This window comes from Streptomyces boetiae, from assembly GCF_031845405.1.
GTDB lineage: Bacteria > Actinomycetota > Actinomycetes > Streptomycetales > Streptomycetaceae > Streptomyces > Streptomyces boetiae.
On the sequence record NZ_JAVREN010000003.1, the window covers coordinates 66,897 to 81,222 of the forward strand.

Sequence of the window (14,326 nt, forward strand, 5' to 3'; positions counted from 1 at the left end):
CCGGGGCCCCCACCGTGGGCGGGCGGGTCAGCGGGCCGCGGTCCCCTCCGCCGCCAGCCAGCGGCGCATGCGCACCATCAGCGAGGCCACGTGCGCGCTCGCCGCCCGCTGCGCCGTGGCCGCGTCCCCCGCGTCGATCGCCGCGAGGATCGCCCGGTGCTCGCGCACCGCCAACTCCCGGTTGTGCTGGGAGGACCACAGGGCCGAACGGTAGAGGTGCGCCTGCGCGTCGAGCCGCCGCAGCGCGTCGATCAGCGCCGCGTTGGCCGTCAGCGCGCGGACCGCCGTGTGGAACTCCAGGTCCAGCGCGGCCTCCGCGTGCGGCTCCGGAGCCTTGCCGAGCAGCTCCTCCTGACGTGCGATCAGCTCGTCCAGCCGCGCGATGTCCCCGGGCGCCGCCCGCAGCGTCGCCTCGCGGGCGGCGAGGCCGTCCAGCGCCTCGCGCACCTGCATCACGTCGAAGACCGACTCCTGGTCCAGCTGCGCGACCTTGGCCCCGGCGTGCGGGATGTGCACGGCGAGCCCGTCGTATATCAGCCGCTGCACGGACTCGCGGACCGGGCTGCGGCTGACGTTCAGCTCCGCGGCCAGCGCCGGGACGCTCAGCGGCGCGCCCTGAGGCAGGGCGCCACTGAAGATGCGGTCGAGCAGTTGGCCGTACACGGCGTCGGCCAGGAGCGCGCCGCTGTCGCCGGAGCCCATGGTCCTCCTCCTGGGCGCTGCGCCCAACGCGTCACATCGCCCGGTGAGCATAGTTGGCGTTGACGCGCTCCCGCAGGTACTCCGCCGCCGTGATCGGCGGATACGTGCCCAGCGGGCTCTCGATCACCACGTCCCGGTTGGCCTGCGCGAAGAACGGGATGCTGTACCGCGGCCCGGTGTACTCGTCCGCGCCCGGCACCCGCACCCGGTGGAAGTTGGACAGCAGCCGGTCGTCGCTCCAGCGCATCAGCATGTCGCCGATGTTGCAGGTGATCGCGTCCGAGGACGGGGTCACCGAGGTCCACTCCTGCGCGTCGGCGTCCCGGCCGGGGCAGACCTGAAGGCCCCCCTGACCGTCGCGCTGGAAGAGCAGCGTCAGGCAGTCGAAGTCGGTGTGGGCGCCGGCCCGCCAGGTGCCGGGGCGGTCGCGCAGCTCCTCGGGGAGCGCGAAGTAGTGGATCAGCCGCAGCGTGGACTGGTACTGGTCGCTGGCGGGGTCGTGGGCCCGGGCGAAGAAGTCGCTGTCGAAGCCCAGCCGGTCCGCGAAGCAGGACAGCACGCGCATCGCCACCTCCCAGCAGCGGGACTCGAAGCCGAGGACGAACTCCCGGAAGCCGGCCAGCTCCTCCTCCGCCGGCCACCGGCCCTCCATATGCGGCCGGGTGACCTGGTAGGACTCCTTCTGGTCGGGGGTGCCGACCGAGGGGCGCACCTGGGTGAGGAACTCCCATCCGGCGTTCAGGGACTTGTCCAGCGGCAGCCGCTCCTTCACCGCCGTGGGCAGGGCGAAGAACTCCTCGGCGATCGCGAACGCCCGGTCCACCGTGGCCCGTTCGATGCCGTGGTTGACGAGCTGGAAGAAGCCGATGCCGGTGGCGGCGGCCCACAGCTCCTCGGTGATCTCGGGCTTGCGGGCCTCGAAGTCCGACAGGTCGATCACGGGGACGTGGCGGTCGGTGGTCTCGATCCCGGGGCCGCCCATCCGGGCTTCCTTCTTGAGCTCTTGCAGGCTGTACTCGGCGGTCATCGTTCCACTCTCGGTCGGGCCGGCGCCGCGGAAGGGGCGGCGGGGGCGGAGGAGGGGGCGGTGGCGGCGAGGACGCGCGCCGCCTCGCGGTCGGCGCCGGCGGGGGCTCTGCCGGTCTTCAGCCCGGCGACCTTGGCCGAGATGTTCTCGGCCACCGTGATCGGCGGGTACAGCTCCTGGCCCGGCTCGTAGCAGCCGGGCAGCGCCTCGATCACCGCGTCGTGGTTGCCGTCGAAGAAGAAGGCGGCCGAGCGGCGGCGCAGGATGCGGCCGTCGACGATGGGCGGGTTGACCCGGTGCAGCGTCGACATCCAGCGGTCGTTGGTCCAGCGGGCCATCGCGTCGCCCAGGTTGATCAGCAGCGCCCCGTCGGCCGGCTGGACGTCGTGCCAGCGCCGGTCGGAGCCGAGGACCTGAAGCCCGGGGACCTGGTCGGCCCACAGCACCGTGAGGATGCCGAAGTCGGTGTGCGCGCCCATGCCCATCAGCTCGCCGGCCAGCTCGATTTCCCCCTCGGGGAGGGCGTAGTGGTTCATCTTCAGCGCGTCGATCGAGTGGTCGGTCATCGCGTCGAAGTACCCGGGATCCAGGCCCAGCGCGTCGGCCATCGCGGTCAGCAGCACCCGCGAGATGTACGTGACCTCGCTGAAGTACTCCTCGACGGCGGCCCGGAACCCGGGCGCCGCGTCCGGCCAGGTGTTGGGCGCGTAGCTGGAGCGCGGCAGGTCGAGCCCCGGGTACCAGCCGGCCTCGGCGCCCACGGTGAACGCCTCGTAGAAGTCGTTCATCATGCCCGCCGGCGGCACGCCCAGGCTCATGCTCAGCGACTCGGACTTCGGCGGCGCGTAGCCGCGGTTGTCGCCGGCGTCGCGGCGGTAGGCGGCCTTGCGTTCCAGGGGCAGGGAGAAGAACTCGTCCAGCGCGGCGGCCAGCCCCTCGATGGCGGAGTCCGCCACCCGGTGCCCGGTCACCTGCATGAAGCCGACCTCGCGGCAGGCCTGGTCGATCCGGCGCGCCACCTCGGCGCAGTCCGGGCTCGTGCGCGCGGTGGCGCCGGAGACGAGATAGGGGCCGATGTCGATCGTCGGTACGTGGAACTCGGTCATGGGTCTCCTCGGTGAGGTGTCCGGTCGTCCCGGCGGTGGTCGTTTCCCGGTCGCCGTCCCGGCGCCTGTCCCGGCGGCGGTTCTCTCGGCGGCGTTCGCCGTCGCGGTAGCGGGGGCCTCAGCGCGGGTCGCCCGAGCTGTGCCAGCGGCCGACGACCAGCCGCGAGAGGACGGTGAAGAGGGTGAAGACGGCGATGCCGAAGGCGGAGGCCAGCAGGATGGAGGCGATCAGGTCCTCGGAGCGCAGCGTCGCCCGGTAGCCGTCGAGCAGCGTGCCGATGCCCGGCTCGCCCCGGGCGAAGAACATGTCGCCGAGGATGGCCCCGATCACGACCTGCCCGGAGGCGATGCGCAGCCCGGTGAGGATCGAGGGCAGCGCGGCCGGCAGCTCCAGCAGCACCAGCCGCCGCCCGCGCGAGGACCGCCCCAGCGTGAACAGCTCGTGCATCCCCCGGTCGACCGAGCGCAGCCCGAAGTGGGTGTTGGTGATGATCGGGAACAGGGCGATCATCACGCAGACGATGACCCGCGAGCCCGTGCCGTAGCCGAACCACAGGCCGATCAGCGGCACGATCGCCAGCACCGGGATGACCTGGAGCATGACCGCGTAGGGGTAGAGCAGCCGCTCGATCCAGCGGGCCTGGCTCATCAGCGCGCCCAGGCCCACCCCGATGAGCGCCGCGCACAGGAAGCCCAGGGCCGCGATGCGCGCGGTGACGCCGAGGGCGGTGAGCATCGGCTCCATGCGCGTGGCGTCGAGGAAGGAGTGCGTGACCACCTCGTGGGGCGGTGGCAGCAGGAACCGGCGGTCGGGCGAGAGCAGCAGGTAGGTCACGCCGTACCAGAGGGCGACGCCGAGCGCGAAGGACAGCGCGGGAACGGCCGTGGCGCGCGCCGCGCGGGTCAGCAGCCGCCGCGCGCGGCGTCCGGCGGCGGACGTGGGTTCCGCTGCGGGGGCGGCGGGCGGGGCGGCGTCCGCGGCCCGGGCCGCGGCCGTCGTGATGGCTTCGGTGCTGGTCACCGGACCCCCTGAAGGACGTCGGAAACGGCCGCCACGTGCTCGACGTACCGGGGGCTGAAGCGCACCTCGGGGCGGCGCGGATAGGGCAGGTCGATGTCGATGGTCGCGGCGATCCGGCCGGGCCGCGGCGACATCACGACCACCCGCCGCGCCAGCAGCACCGCCTCGGCGACGGAGTGCGTGACGAACAGGACGGTGAACCGGCGGCTCTCGTACAGCCGCAGCAGCTCCCCCTGCATCTCCTGGCGGGTGAGTTCGTCCAGGGCGCCGAACGGCTCGTCCAGCAGCATCATCTCCGGCCGCAGGACGAGGGACCGGGCCAGCGAGACGCGCATCCGCATGCCGCCGGAGAGGGCGCGCGGAAGCTGGTCCGCGAAGGCCGTCAGCCCGACGGCGTCCAGGGCCGCGGCGACCCGCCCCTCGCGTTCCGCCTTGGGCACCTTGGCCAGGCGGGCGAGGAGGCCGACGTTGCGCCGCACGGAGGACCACGGCAGGAGGTTGGGCTCCTGGAAGACGAAGCCGACCGAGGTGGTGCCCAGAGCGACCGAGCCGGAGGTCGGCGCCTCCAGGCCGGCGGCGAGGCGCAGCAGCGTCGACTTCCCGCAGCCGGAGGGGCCCACGAGGGCGACGCACTCGCCCTTGGCCACCGTGAGCGAGACGTCGTCCAGGGCCTGCGTGCCGGTCGGGTAGCGCATGCCGACGTGGTCGAACGACGCCTGCAGGCCCTTGGTCAGGTGACGGGCGTCAACGTCGTGCATGGTGTCGACGAGGTGCACGGTGATCTCCGATCTGCTGATCGAGGCGGGTCGACCGGACCGACCGAGCCGGGTGCCAGTCTCGACGTGCATGCAGATCTGGGCAATGGCGCGCCAGTTAACTCCATGTAACATGCAGCGTCCGTGTCTCGGGCCGCCGCTCCGCGCCCCCTCTGACCTGCTTACTCGCGATCACTCCCCAGGTAAACGGTCTTGCGAAGCGGCCGGGACGGGGATGGCTGACATTCGGGGATTGCATGTAATGGCGCCGTAACAGCCGTACGCCACAGTGGCCTGCACACCACCCAGAGCCGACAGGCCGTCCCACCCCAGTCCCACCCCAGGAGCACCATGAGACCGTCCACAGGACGCCGGCTCGGCGCCCTCGCCCTCGCGCCCCTCTTCGCCCTCACCGCCTGCGGCGGATCCGACACCGGGGAGGACGCCGCCGCCGACCTCGAACCGGCCCCCGCCGCGCAGCGGCTGGACGAGGTCTGCCCCGCCACGGTCGTCGTGCAGCTCCAGTGGCAGCCGCAGTCCGACATGGGCGCCATGTTCGAACTGCTGGGCCCCGGCTACAGCGTCGACGCGGGCGACCGGTCGGTGACCGGCCCGCTCGTCGCGGACGGCCGCGACACCGGCGTGCGGCTCACCCTGCGGGCCGGCGGGCCCGCCATCGGGTTCCAGTCCGTCACCTCGCAGATGTACGCCGACGACGCCATCCACCTCGGGCTCGTGCACTCCGACCAGCAGATTGCCGCCTCGGGGGACCAGCCCGTCGTCGGCGTGACCCCGCTGCTCAAGCACAGCCCCGCGATGCTGATGTGGGACCCCGAGGCCCACCCCGGCCTGTCGATCGACCGGATCGCGGAGACCGACGCCTCCGTCGTCGTCTCGCAGGACCAGTTCTTCCCCGCCTGGCTGGTCGCCGAGGGCTACGTCACCCAGGACCAGCTCGACCCGAGCTACGACGGCGCCCCCGCCCGCTTCGTGGGCGACTCCGGCATCGTCCAGCAGGGCTTCGCCAACTCCGAGCCCTACACCTACGAGGAGGAGACCCCGGCGTGGGGCAGGCCCGTGGGGTACCAGCTCCTGCGGGACGTCGGCTACGACATCTACGCCTCCAACCTGACCGTCCGGCAGGACCGGCTGGAGGAGCTCTCCCCGTGCCTGGAACGGCTGGTGCCCCTCGTCCAGCAGGCCGGCGCCGACTACATCACCGAGCCGGAGGCCACCAACGAGCGGATCGTCGACATCGTCTCCCAGGACCCCGCCTACACGCCCTACACCATCGGCGAGGCCGCCTACAGCGCCGAACTGCTGCGCGGCGAGGGCCTGGTGGCCAACGAGGAGGACGGGTCGATCGGCTCCTACGACCTGGAGCGGGCGGGGGCCTTCGTCACCGAGCTGGCGCCCATCATCCGAGACGGCGGCTCCGAGGTGCCCGCGGACCTCACGGCCGAGGACCTGTTCACCAACCGGTTCGTGGACCCGGCCATCGGGCTGCCCTGAGTCAGCGGGCGCCGCGCAGGCGCTCCATCTCCCGGCGGTCGCGCTTCGTGGGGCGTCCGGCGCCCCGGTCCCTGATCCCGGCCGGGGCGACGGCCTCCCGGGGCGGCGGGGGCGGGCTGTGGTCCGTGTAGCAGGCGACGGCCACCGGCGCGCCGACCCGCTTGCGGATCAGTTTGGTCACCACCACGACTCGCTCGTGGCCCTCGGCCCCGCGCAGCCGCACCTGGTCGCCCGGCCGCACCTGGTGCGCGGGCTTGACCCGCTCCCCGTTGACCCGCACGTGCCCGGCGCGGCAGGCCGCGCCCGCGGCGGAGCGCGTCTTCACCAGCCGCACCGACCAGATCCACACGTCGACCCGGACGGGCCCCAGCTCCTCAGCCATGCCCCGACTCTAGGGCAGGGGGCGGCGCGGGATCGAAGACCAGCTCCTCGGGCAGCCGGTAGCCCAGCGCGACAAGGCGGGCGGCGACCTCGGCGGGGGCGCGCCGCAGCGAGGCGGCCGCGGCCAGGATGTGGCGCGCGGACACCGCCGCGCGCGGCGGCAGCCAGGGGGTGCTGCCGGTCGAGGTCGCGGCTGATCAGCTCTCTTCGGCGGCGGCGAGGACGTGGTCCAGCTCCACGGCCGGCTGGGGTCGAGCCATGCGCCGGTGCCCGAGAAGTGCGCCTGCGGCGGCGGCTCCGCCAGGGGTGGCTGCCGTCCAGGTTGCGTGACCGTGTGTGCGGAAGCTGCCACATTGTAGACGCCCAGCGGGAGTTGACGGCTTCTCGCTCGCCCCGCGCCCTACCCGGCCCAGCCCGTGGCGCGCACCACCTCGCGCGCGATGTCCACGACGCCCCGGCCGTCCGTTCCCACCCGCAGGGTCCCGGCCGGGGCCCGCTCGTCCAGCAGCCGCGCCTTGCGGGCACTGCCCGCCAGCTCCTTCTCCAGCTCCGATCCGAGCTCCCGCCCCGCCAGCCGCTCCCGGGCGGTCGCATCCGAGGCGGTGAGCAGCACCCGCACCATCCGCACCCCCACCCCCATGGCGCGCTCGAACATCCCCGCCGCCTCGGGCAGCACGCTCACCGTGTTCGTATAGACCAGCCGCCGGTACCCGAGCCGGGCGTAGTTCCCCCACACGGCCGTCAGGTTCCGCTCCGCGATCCCGGCCCGGCGGGGATCCCCCTCCGGAGCCGGATGCACCTGCCCCATGAAGTCCCCGTCGATCACCGCGTGCGCGACTCCCGCCCCCCGCAGCAACGCCGAAACCTCCCACCCCACGGTGGTCTTCCCGACCCCGGCCCGGCCCCCGAGGAGCAACACTTCTGCCTGATCCACGCGGCCAGCGTCCCAGCCCGCACCCGCCTCCGGCGACCCGGTATCCACCGAGAGCCCGGCGGCACGGGTAGCGCCTCCGCTAGCGGAGTTCCTTGCGCATCCGGGTGCACATGGTCTCGTGACGACGCACCGACCCGTCCGCGGCCTGCACGTCCCACGCCTCGGGCCGACGCTGAAAGGCACGGTAGCCCAGCCGCTCGTACAGGGCCCGGGCCCGCGGATTGTCCTCTTCCACGCCGAGTTCCGCACGACGCAGGCCGCGGCCCCTGATCCGCTGCTCAGCCGCGCCGATGAGCAGCGTGCCGATTCCGCAGGACTGCAAGGCGGGATGAACGGCCACTTGCCACAGCGTCCCGGCACCCTCTGCCGCCCGGTAGTCGACGCCGCCCACCGCCACCGGCACGTCAGCAGGAGGACACACCGCGAGGTAATCCACCTCGCCCAGCCGGGCACGCTCCAACTGCTTCGCCACATCGGCCAGATGGGCCCCGGACCCCGCCCAGCCACACGACGCCAGATCCGCACCTCTCAGGTCGCGCACCGACAGCCTCAGCACGACGTCAACCACCCTCGCCCCTTCCGGAAGACCAGCCCTGGCTCTCGCCGAGCCAACCACAAGTCCGCCGACTCCTCGATCACACCGCGTGCTCCTGTGCCGGTCCGGAGGAACCGCCATCCGTACCGGTCGGGAACGGCGGGGTCGCGGCCGTCTTCTTTCGTCCGGGCATGCCGGGCCATGCAAGCAGGGGTTCGAGAGTGCAGCGGTCCCCGGCCGCTCTTCATGGCGGATCAAGGCCGCGGTGCTCAGCCGTCGGATACGCGGATCATGGTCCCGTTCTTGTCGGGTAGATAGGAGCGGCGAGTGTTCTTCTCGATCTTGTCCGCGACTTCCGCGTCGAGGTCAATGCCTTGCATCTCAGCGATCGCGACCAGGTAGAGAAGGACGTCGGCCAGTTCTTCTCCGCGGTCGGGCAGCCCCTTGCGCCAGGCGGTGAAGGCTTCGCCGACTTCGGCGGTGAGCAGGCCGAACTCCAGGGCGACGTCGGTGGTGTTGAAGCCTTTGCTGACCTTGTTTTCCCAGGCGATTTTCTGGGCTTGGGCGATATCCAAGGCTGCTCCAAGAGGCAGTGAATCAAGCGAGGCAGGCGGGGCCGGTGCGCGCGGCACATGCCCGTGGCCGTCGAGTCCGGCGGGCAGGCGCCGTCGGGCCGAGCCCTTGGTTGGGTTGATCTATGGACGGCTGCTCAGCAGGGAGAGAAGCCTCCGCCCGTGGCGTTGGAGGGGTTCGATGAGGTGGGGGTGGTCGCCGAAGCGCGTGCGGTTGAGGAGGCGGGCTGCTGCGTAGAGTTGCGCCCGCCGGCCGTCGGGCGTTTCGAGAACGGGGAAGTGGCCGCGGATTGTTCGTGAAAGGGCCGGTACGGCGAGGCTGTAGCAGTGCAGCGTGGCGGCGTCGATCCCGGCGGGGCCCCGGCCCCACTGCTCCCAGTCGAGGATGCCGAGGGGGTCGTTGAGCAGGTTCGCCCAGTGGAGGTCCGCGTGCACGGTTTCCCAGCGTTCGATGCGGATCTGGGGGACGGGGCCGAAGGCGTCGCGGATGCGCTGGTCGACCTTCTCCTGGTCGATGCTCACCCGGTCGGTGGACATGCCGGCGAGGCGGGAGAGGGCGTACCGGAGAGCCGCCCACCAGGGGGCGGGCGGGTCGATGCCGGGGTGTGCTTCGGGGGTGGCGGAGCACGGCGTGCCGGGGAGGAGGGTGAGGACTTCGGCGCGTTGGCGTCGCCAGTCGCCCTCGTCCCACTCGTAGCTGTCGAGGAGGCGGGGCTTGGGCAGGCCGCTCAGGGCATTGGCCTCGGCGTTACCTGTCCAGGCGTGGCCACGGGCCCATCGGAGTTCTTCGGAGACCACGCGCAGCCAGACCGGGCCGTCCGCGCCATCGGCGGGCGCGCCGATCGAGCGCAGGAGCCAGCCGAAGGCCGGGGCCGCCGCCGTGGTGACGTCGAAGTGGTGAGCCGCGCGTTCCAGGTTCCCCCGCATCCACAGACGAAAGCGGCGGTCGGCTTCCTCGACCTCCGGGGAGGAATCGGCTGCGTTCACGGCGCAACGATATGGCGCAGGTAGGCGTGCGGGTCGGCGAGGTAGCGCCGCCAGTGATCAACCAGTTCGAGTTCTTCCCACGTCGCGCGCCGGAAGCCGTGGTCGCCGATCTCGACGATGTCGGCTCCCGGTGTGGAGGCCAGGATGGGCGAGTGGGTGGCGCAGATGACCTGTGCACCAGTCCGGCCGAGGTGGTGCATCAGACCGACCAGTTGAAGACACGCCGTGAAGGACAAGGCGGCTTCCGGCTCGTCCATGACGTAGAACCCTGGGGCATCGAACATCGCTTGGAACATGGTCAGGAAGCCTTCGCCATGGCTCATGGCGCTGGTGTCCTCGTCCCAGTAGCCCTGGACACCGCCGAGGTTCTCCGTCATGTCGAACGCCGTCTCGGCTCGAAGGAAAAATCCCTTCTTGTACTTTCGGGGGCCGGCCAGCATCCGTGCGCCCGCCGCAGTGGTGTCGGCTCTCAGCACCTCTCCCAGGGGTGTCTTCGTGGGATCAGGGCGTCCATGGACTCGCGCGAGCCGCCCGCCGTAGGCATCCAGCTTGAAGCTCTCGGCGATGGCCTCGACCAGCGTGGACTTTCCCGCCCCGTTGTCGCCGACGAGAAAGGTGACAGGGCGGCGGAACGCCAGTCCCTTCTCCAGCAGCTCCGTGACGCAGGGGAGGGTGAACGGCCAGCGGTCACGCTGCGCAGGGCCGGGTGCCAATTCCTCCGGTACGTAGACCCGGTCGACGAACACGGAACTCCCTAGTCGTAGTTGGGCTGGCAGCCCCCCTTCGGGCGGCACGGGCCCGTCCCCGTTGGCCAGCACGAGGGCTGGCAGGCCGGACCGCATGCCGGGCCGCACTGAGGATCGCAGGGATTCTTCGGACCGCACGGGTCCTTTTTTGCTGCCTCAGCGGCGATCGCCCGCCTCTCAAACTCTAGTCGCAGCCCGCTGCGGATCTCTTCTGCTGCGGGACTGTCCAGGACATCTGCGAGGGCTGTCTCCAGAACATTGCCGACCGGGAGCCAGCGGGAGAACACACACGGCCACACCGCACCGTCCGGCGATATGGCGATCACACCGGAGGCGCAGCGTCCGCACAGCTGCGAGGTGTCGGGCCGCTGGTTCCTGACGCCGCGCCCGACCTGACGCAGTCGGTCGGTGCCGATGCTCCGCACGCCAAGGTCGATCAGTTGCCGCCGTGCGGCGTCCGCGCGCTGGCCGTCGAGCACCTCGACCACGCCGGCGCGGATGGGGATGCCACGCCGCACGGCCTCGGCGATGTTGGCCCTGGTCCTCGTGTATGAGGGGCGACGAGTGATCGCAGCATGCTCGGCGGAGTCGTCGGAGTAATAGCTGGTAGCCAGTGATACACCGGGGCGCTCAAGAACTTCCCACATGGCTTCGGCGACGTGGACGAGATTGGAGAAGACTTCCACCCGCAGTCCATGGCTCAGTGCGTGGGTGATGAGCGCGGGGAGGCCGGGGTGGAGGGTCGGCTCTCCTCCGATGAACTGCACTGTGGTGACACCTCGATCGGCGAGCTGAGTGATCACACTCCGCCAGTCCTCCGAGTCCATCCTGCCGTGGGTACCGTCCGGCCCGGAGGCGGCATAGCAATGCTCGCAGGCGAGTTGACACTTACCGGTAATTTCTAACCAAGCGAAGTCGATCTGCGACATGAAATCCTCCCGCTTTGGTTCGGTGCTGATCCCGGCTACCCGCTGGCCCCTGTACCGGCCGGGCGGTTGTTCCATTCGTCTTCGGTGATGGCGTGGACGAGGGAGTCGCGCCAGGCGCCGCGTACGTGGACGTGCTGGCGGATGCGGCCTTCCTCGGTCATGCCGGCGCGCAGCAGGATCTTCTCGGAGGCAGTGTTCAGCGGGGAGCGTGCGGCCCAGACGCGGTGCAGGCCCAGCGGGCCGAAGGAGAACGCCAGCAGGGCCGCGACCGTTTCGGTGCCGTAGCCCCGTCCCCAGGCGTCCGGGCGCAGGGCGAAGCCCATGGTGACGGCCCGCTGCTGATGCGGATCATCCGCGAGACGGGCGAACCCGACCAGCTCCCCGCCCTGCCGCACGCACACCGCCAGCGCGTACTCGGTGCGGGGCCGGGCCCGCGCGGACCCTATCGAGCGCCCGACGATCTGCTCCACCTGCTCCCGGCTGCGCGGCTCGAACGACAGGTGCCGCGTCGCCTCCGCACTGCCGTAGATCCCGAGCACCGCGTCCACGTCTCCGGCCTCCAATTCCCGCAGCAGCAACCGGGCGGAGGGGTGACTCACGGGATACATGCGGGCACCCTACCGGGGGCGCTCATCGCGGCAGCGCGCGAGCAGGCGTGGAGGCAAGGGTCTCGATGCGGGCCCGCAGGTCCCGTGCGGAGGCGGCGGTGGCGTACGCCGGAGCGCCCAGGGCCCGGTGCACGCGCAGTGCGCTGGCGAGAATGCCCGCGATGCGCTGGTTGGCGGCCAGGTTGAGGACGGGGTCGAGTGCTTCGGCGGCGCCGTCGGGATTCCCGGCCTGGATGCGTGCCAGCGCGAGGTTGGTCCGGGCGCCTGCCTCGTCGCCGAAGGCCCAGTTCTGTGGGGCGGCTGCGCGGTAAGCCGCGACGGCGGCCTCCGTGCGGCGCTCGGCGGTGGGCGTGGACCCCGGCAGGAGCACTTCGGCTTCCGCCATGTAGTAGAGCTGGCGTTCGTTCGGGAAGGTGAGAATGCCGCCCATCTCGTCCAGGGCGTCCGTGGTGACCGCCTCGCGCGCGTCGGCGCTGTGCTGAATCGCCGTCATAACGGCCTCGGCTTCTCCGAGAACCGCCAGAGCACGGGCGCGCAGGCTCGCGAGCCACAGGCCGACCGTGCCCGCGTCGGGCGCGAGTGACGCGCCGCTTTCGGCATAGTGGCGGGCGTCCTGCGGGCGGCCGGCCCAGTACGCGATGAGGCTTTGAAGTCCGCGCACCCAACCCCGCATAGCGGCGTGGTCGGCCTGGTCGGCGCAGACGTAGGCCGCGCGGGCCTGCCGCATCGCTGATTGGGGGTCGCCCAGGTCGTGACTTGCCTTGGCGAGCATGCCGGAGGCGATCGCGGCGTACAGATGCAGGTCACGCGCCTGGGCCGGCTTCGCCCGCCCGCTCTCCAGCAGCCGGAACGTGAGGTCCTGTATGTCGATCAGGTCGTCCAGAATCGTGCTGAGCGGTACACGCGGATACTGCTCCGCGATCGCTCGGACAACTGACTGGACGTGGTCCATCGTCTCGGAGCCGATCCGGTTCGACTCTGCCGTCATCGCCCACTGAAGGGCCCTGTTGGCCGCCATTGACGCCAGCCTTCCCATCTCCTGGTGCGCCGCGTCGCCGGGAACTCGGCCGCCGGCCGAGCCCCCGCACGGGCTCACTATGTCGCTGCCGGAGGAGACCCGCGTCTCCACCATCAGCTCTTCGGCGGAATAGCCGAATAGGTGCTGAAGCACGCGGCGTGCATCCGGCTGAGGTCTGACCTTGCCCGAGCACCAACGCTCGAAGGTGCTTTCCGATACGGACAGCATCCCCAAGGGCGGGTGGCCTTCGATGCCCGCCAACTCCTTGGCCGCCTGCTCGAAGTGGGAGCGAAAGGCGGGGTACTGCCAATTGCGTTCCGTCAGTAAGGAGCGAAGCAGTGTCCGCATCGTCGGCCCATCCCTGACATCGGTGCAGCGTGTAGATCGACCGTAGACCGGCCCCGACGGGCTTGGGAACGCCGCTTCGGGCAATGGGCACGGATGAGGGACGGATGGGGGATCAGTGACGGTCGGGCATCCCCGCCCCCACGGATACGGGGGGCGGATGCAGGTTCCGATGGGCCGGGAAACGCCGCGATGCTGCGATGCGTAATCGGTCGATCACTTGGACCCGAGGAGGCGTGTATGCCGACCGCATCACTACCCGGATGGATTCCCCCGGATGAGGACGGGCCGCGACTGCTTCCCTTCGGGGGGTTGTTCGATGCGGTGCGGGTGGGGGTCGGGCTTGCTCCGTATGTGCTGGCGCGGCTGAACTCCGCTTCCGGGCCGGTGATTCAGGACGCGTGCGCCTGGACGTGGCTCGTGGAGCCCGGGGGCGCGCGCGGTGGGGCCTGGCCGGGGCCGAGGTGGTGTGCGGGGAGGCGGGCGTTCTGGTGCCGCCGTTGCGGCCCGAGCCCAGGGCGTTGCCCCGGTGGATTCTGCCCGGGGCCACGGCGGACTACCTGACCCAGGCCGGGGCGCTGCATGGCGCGCTCGTCGCGTTCGCGGGAGGGCCGCATGGGGCGTGAGGTGTTGCCGCCCGCGCGGCGGCTGGTGAGGTGCCAGGGGTGTCCGGAGTACGTCCCGGAAGGGGCAGTGCACGTGTGTGGGCCGCCGCCGGAGCTGGCCGGGGTGGATCTGGAAGCCCGGCTGAGTCTGGGGCAGTGGGCGCAGGAGGAGTGTGTGCTGTGCGGGGTGGCGTTCAACGGAGTGGTGGGGACGCGGGCGCTGGGGCCGGTGTTCGACCGGATGCGGCAGCCGCACATGGTGCGGGCCTGCGCGGACCGGTGCGGGGGGAAAGCGTGATCGCCGTGCCCGTCGTCGTGGACGCCAAGAGCGTGCGGCGGGGGGATCAACTGCTCGTGGGGGGACAGGCGTTCACCGTCATCGACATCCTCGGGCAGCCACGCGGCGGGAAGCGGCTCGACCTCGGGGACGGCGTTCAGCTCGTGATACAGCCGAACACCGTCCTCTACGCCACCAGGACCGTCAGGCCCGCCGGGTGAAGTGAGGGTGCGCGTGCGGGAGTGCTTCGTGGGGTGTGTGAAGAT

The 14,326-nt window shown here is 71.3% G+C and carries 18 protein-coding genes and 1 pseudogene; 4 read left to right on the plus strand and 15 right to left on the minus strand.

Annotation, left to right across the window (positions count from 1 at the left end; all coding sequences use genetic code 11):
• Positions 1-27 precede the first annotated feature (27 nt).
• From RM780_RS02615 to RM780_RS02635, 5 genes are all read right to left on the minus strand, one after another.
• Positions 28-702, minus strand: a complete 675-nt coding sequence (locus RM780_RS02615) for a GntR family transcriptional regulator (RefSeq protein WP_311628769.1) — start codon at positions 700-702, stop codon at positions 28-30.
• Between the two features lie 31 nt (positions 703-733).
• Positions 734-1,729, minus strand: coding sequence for an isopenicillin N synthase family dioxygenase (locus RM780_RS02620; RefSeq protein ID WP_311628771.1), 996 nt, complete (start codon positions 1,727-1,729; stop codon positions 734-736).
• Positions 1,726-2,835, minus strand: a complete 1,110-nt coding sequence (locus RM780_RS02625) for an isopenicillin N synthase family dioxygenase (RefSeq protein WP_311628772.1) — start codon at positions 2,833-2,835, stop codon at positions 1,726-1,728. Before RM780_RS02625 ends, RM780_RS02620 begins: the two co-directional genes overlap by 4 nt.
• Before the next feature lie 118 nt (positions 2,836-2,953).
• Positions 2,954-3,856 (minus strand): ABC transporter permease, encoded by a 903-nt coding sequence (locus RM780_RS02630; RefSeq protein ID WP_311628773.1) that lies wholly within the window; start codon positions 3,854-3,856, stop codon positions 2,954-2,956.
• Positions 3,853-4,632, minus strand: a complete 780-nt coding sequence (locus RM780_RS02635) for an ABC transporter ATP-binding protein (protein ID WP_311628774.1) — start codon at positions 4,630-4,632, stop codon at positions 3,853-3,855. Before RM780_RS02635 ends, RM780_RS02630 begins: the two co-directional genes overlap by 4 nt.
• Before the next feature lie 330 nt (positions 4,633-4,962).
• On the opposite strand from RM780_RS02635, the gene RM780_RS02640 reads away from it, so the two are divergent.
• Positions 4,963-6,123 (plus strand): hypothetical protein, encoded by a 1,161-nt coding sequence (locus RM780_RS02640; protein ID WP_311628775.1) that lies wholly within the window; start codon positions 4,963-4,965, stop codon positions 6,121-6,123.
• Between the two features lies 1 nt (position 6,124).
• Here the strand turns inward: RM780_RS02640 and RM780_RS02645 are convergent, their stop codons facing one another.
• The 10 genes and pseudogenes from RM780_RS02645 to RM780_RS02690 form a co-directional block, all read right to left on the minus strand.
• Positions 6,125-6,505 (minus strand): RNA-binding S4 domain-containing protein, encoded by a 381-nt coding sequence (locus RM780_RS02645; protein WP_311628776.1) that lies wholly within the window; start codon positions 6,503-6,505, stop codon positions 6,125-6,127.
• Positions 6,498-6,677: pseudogene (locus RM780_RS02650) on the minus strand (wHTH domain-containing protein); the annotation flags it as partial. The pseudogene RM780_RS02650 and the gene RM780_RS02645, both read right to left, overlap by 8 nt.
• Before the next feature lie 227 nt (positions 6,678-6,904).
• Positions 6,905-7,438, minus strand: coding sequence for a DEAD/DEAH box helicase family protein (locus RM780_RS02655; RefSeq protein ID WP_311628778.1), 534 nt, complete (start codon positions 7,436-7,438; stop codon positions 6,905-6,907).
• 79 nt (positions 7,439-7,517) lie between these two features.
• Positions 7,518-8,006, minus strand: coding sequence for a GNAT family N-acetyltransferase (locus tag RM780_RS02660; protein ID WP_311628779.1), 489 nt, complete (start codon positions 8,004-8,006; stop codon positions 7,518-7,520).
• A 236-nt stretch (positions 8,007-8,242) separates the two neighbouring features.
• Positions 8,243-8,548 carry a MazG nucleotide pyrophosphohydrolase domain-containing protein gene (locus tag RM780_RS02665; RefSeq protein ID WP_311628780.1) on the minus strand — a complete coding sequence of 102 codons (306 nt, stop codon included), beginning with the start codon at positions 8,546-8,548 and terminating at the stop codon, positions 8,243-8,245.
• Between the two features lie 120 nt (positions 8,549-8,668).
• Positions 8,669-9,532, minus strand: coding sequence for an aminoglycoside phosphotransferase (locus RM780_RS02670; RefSeq protein WP_311628781.1), 864 nt, complete (start codon positions 9,530-9,532; stop codon positions 8,669-8,671).
• Positions 9,529-10,278, minus strand: a complete 750-nt coding sequence (locus RM780_RS02675) for an AAA family ATPase (protein WP_311628782.1) — start codon at positions 10,276-10,278, stop codon at positions 9,529-9,531. The genes RM780_RS02670 and RM780_RS02675 overlap by 4 nt, the downstream gene beginning before the upstream one ends.
• 8 nt (positions 10,279-10,286) lie before the next feature.
• Positions 10,287-11,207 carry a radical SAM protein gene (locus RM780_RS02680; RefSeq protein WP_311628783.1) on the minus strand — a complete coding sequence of 307 codons (921 nt, stop codon included), beginning with the start codon at positions 11,205-11,207 and terminating at the stop codon, positions 10,287-10,289.
• Between the two features lie 35 nt (positions 11,208-11,242).
• A complete protein-coding gene (locus RM780_RS02685) occupies positions 11,243-11,815 on the minus strand; it encodes a GNAT family N-acetyltransferase (RefSeq protein WP_311628784.1) in 573 nt (190 codons plus the stop codon).
• 22 nt (positions 11,816-11,837) lie between these two features.
• On the minus strand, positions 11,838-13,181 hold the full coding sequence (locus RM780_RS02690) for a hypothetical protein (RefSeq protein WP_311628785.1): 1,344 nt from the start codon (positions 13,179-13,181) through the stop codon (positions 11,838-11,840).
• 410 nt (positions 13,182-13,591) lie between these two features.
• Between RM780_RS02690 and RM780_RS02695 the strand changes: the two genes are divergently transcribed.
• The 3 genes from RM780_RS02695 (at position 13,592) to RM780_RS02705 (ending at position 14,281) form a co-directional block, all read left to right on the plus strand.
• Complete coding sequence (locus RM780_RS02695; protein ID WP_311628786.1) at positions 13,592-13,804, plus strand: hypothetical protein; 213 nt, start codon at positions 13,592-13,594, stop codon at positions 13,802-13,804.
• A 73-nt stretch (positions 13,805-13,877) separates the two neighbouring features.
• Positions 13,878-14,081: a hypothetical protein gene (locus RM780_RS02700; protein WP_311628787.1), complete on the plus strand. Its 204-nt coding sequence runs from the start codon at positions 13,878-13,880 to the stop codon at positions 14,079-14,081.
• A complete protein-coding gene (locus RM780_RS02705; protein ID WP_311628788.1) occupies positions 14,078-14,281 on the plus strand; it encodes a hypothetical protein in 204 nt (67 codons plus the stop codon). The genes RM780_RS02700 and RM780_RS02705 overlap by 4 nt, the downstream gene beginning before the upstream one ends.
• The last annotated feature ends 45 nt before the right edge of the window (positions 14,282-14,326 follow it).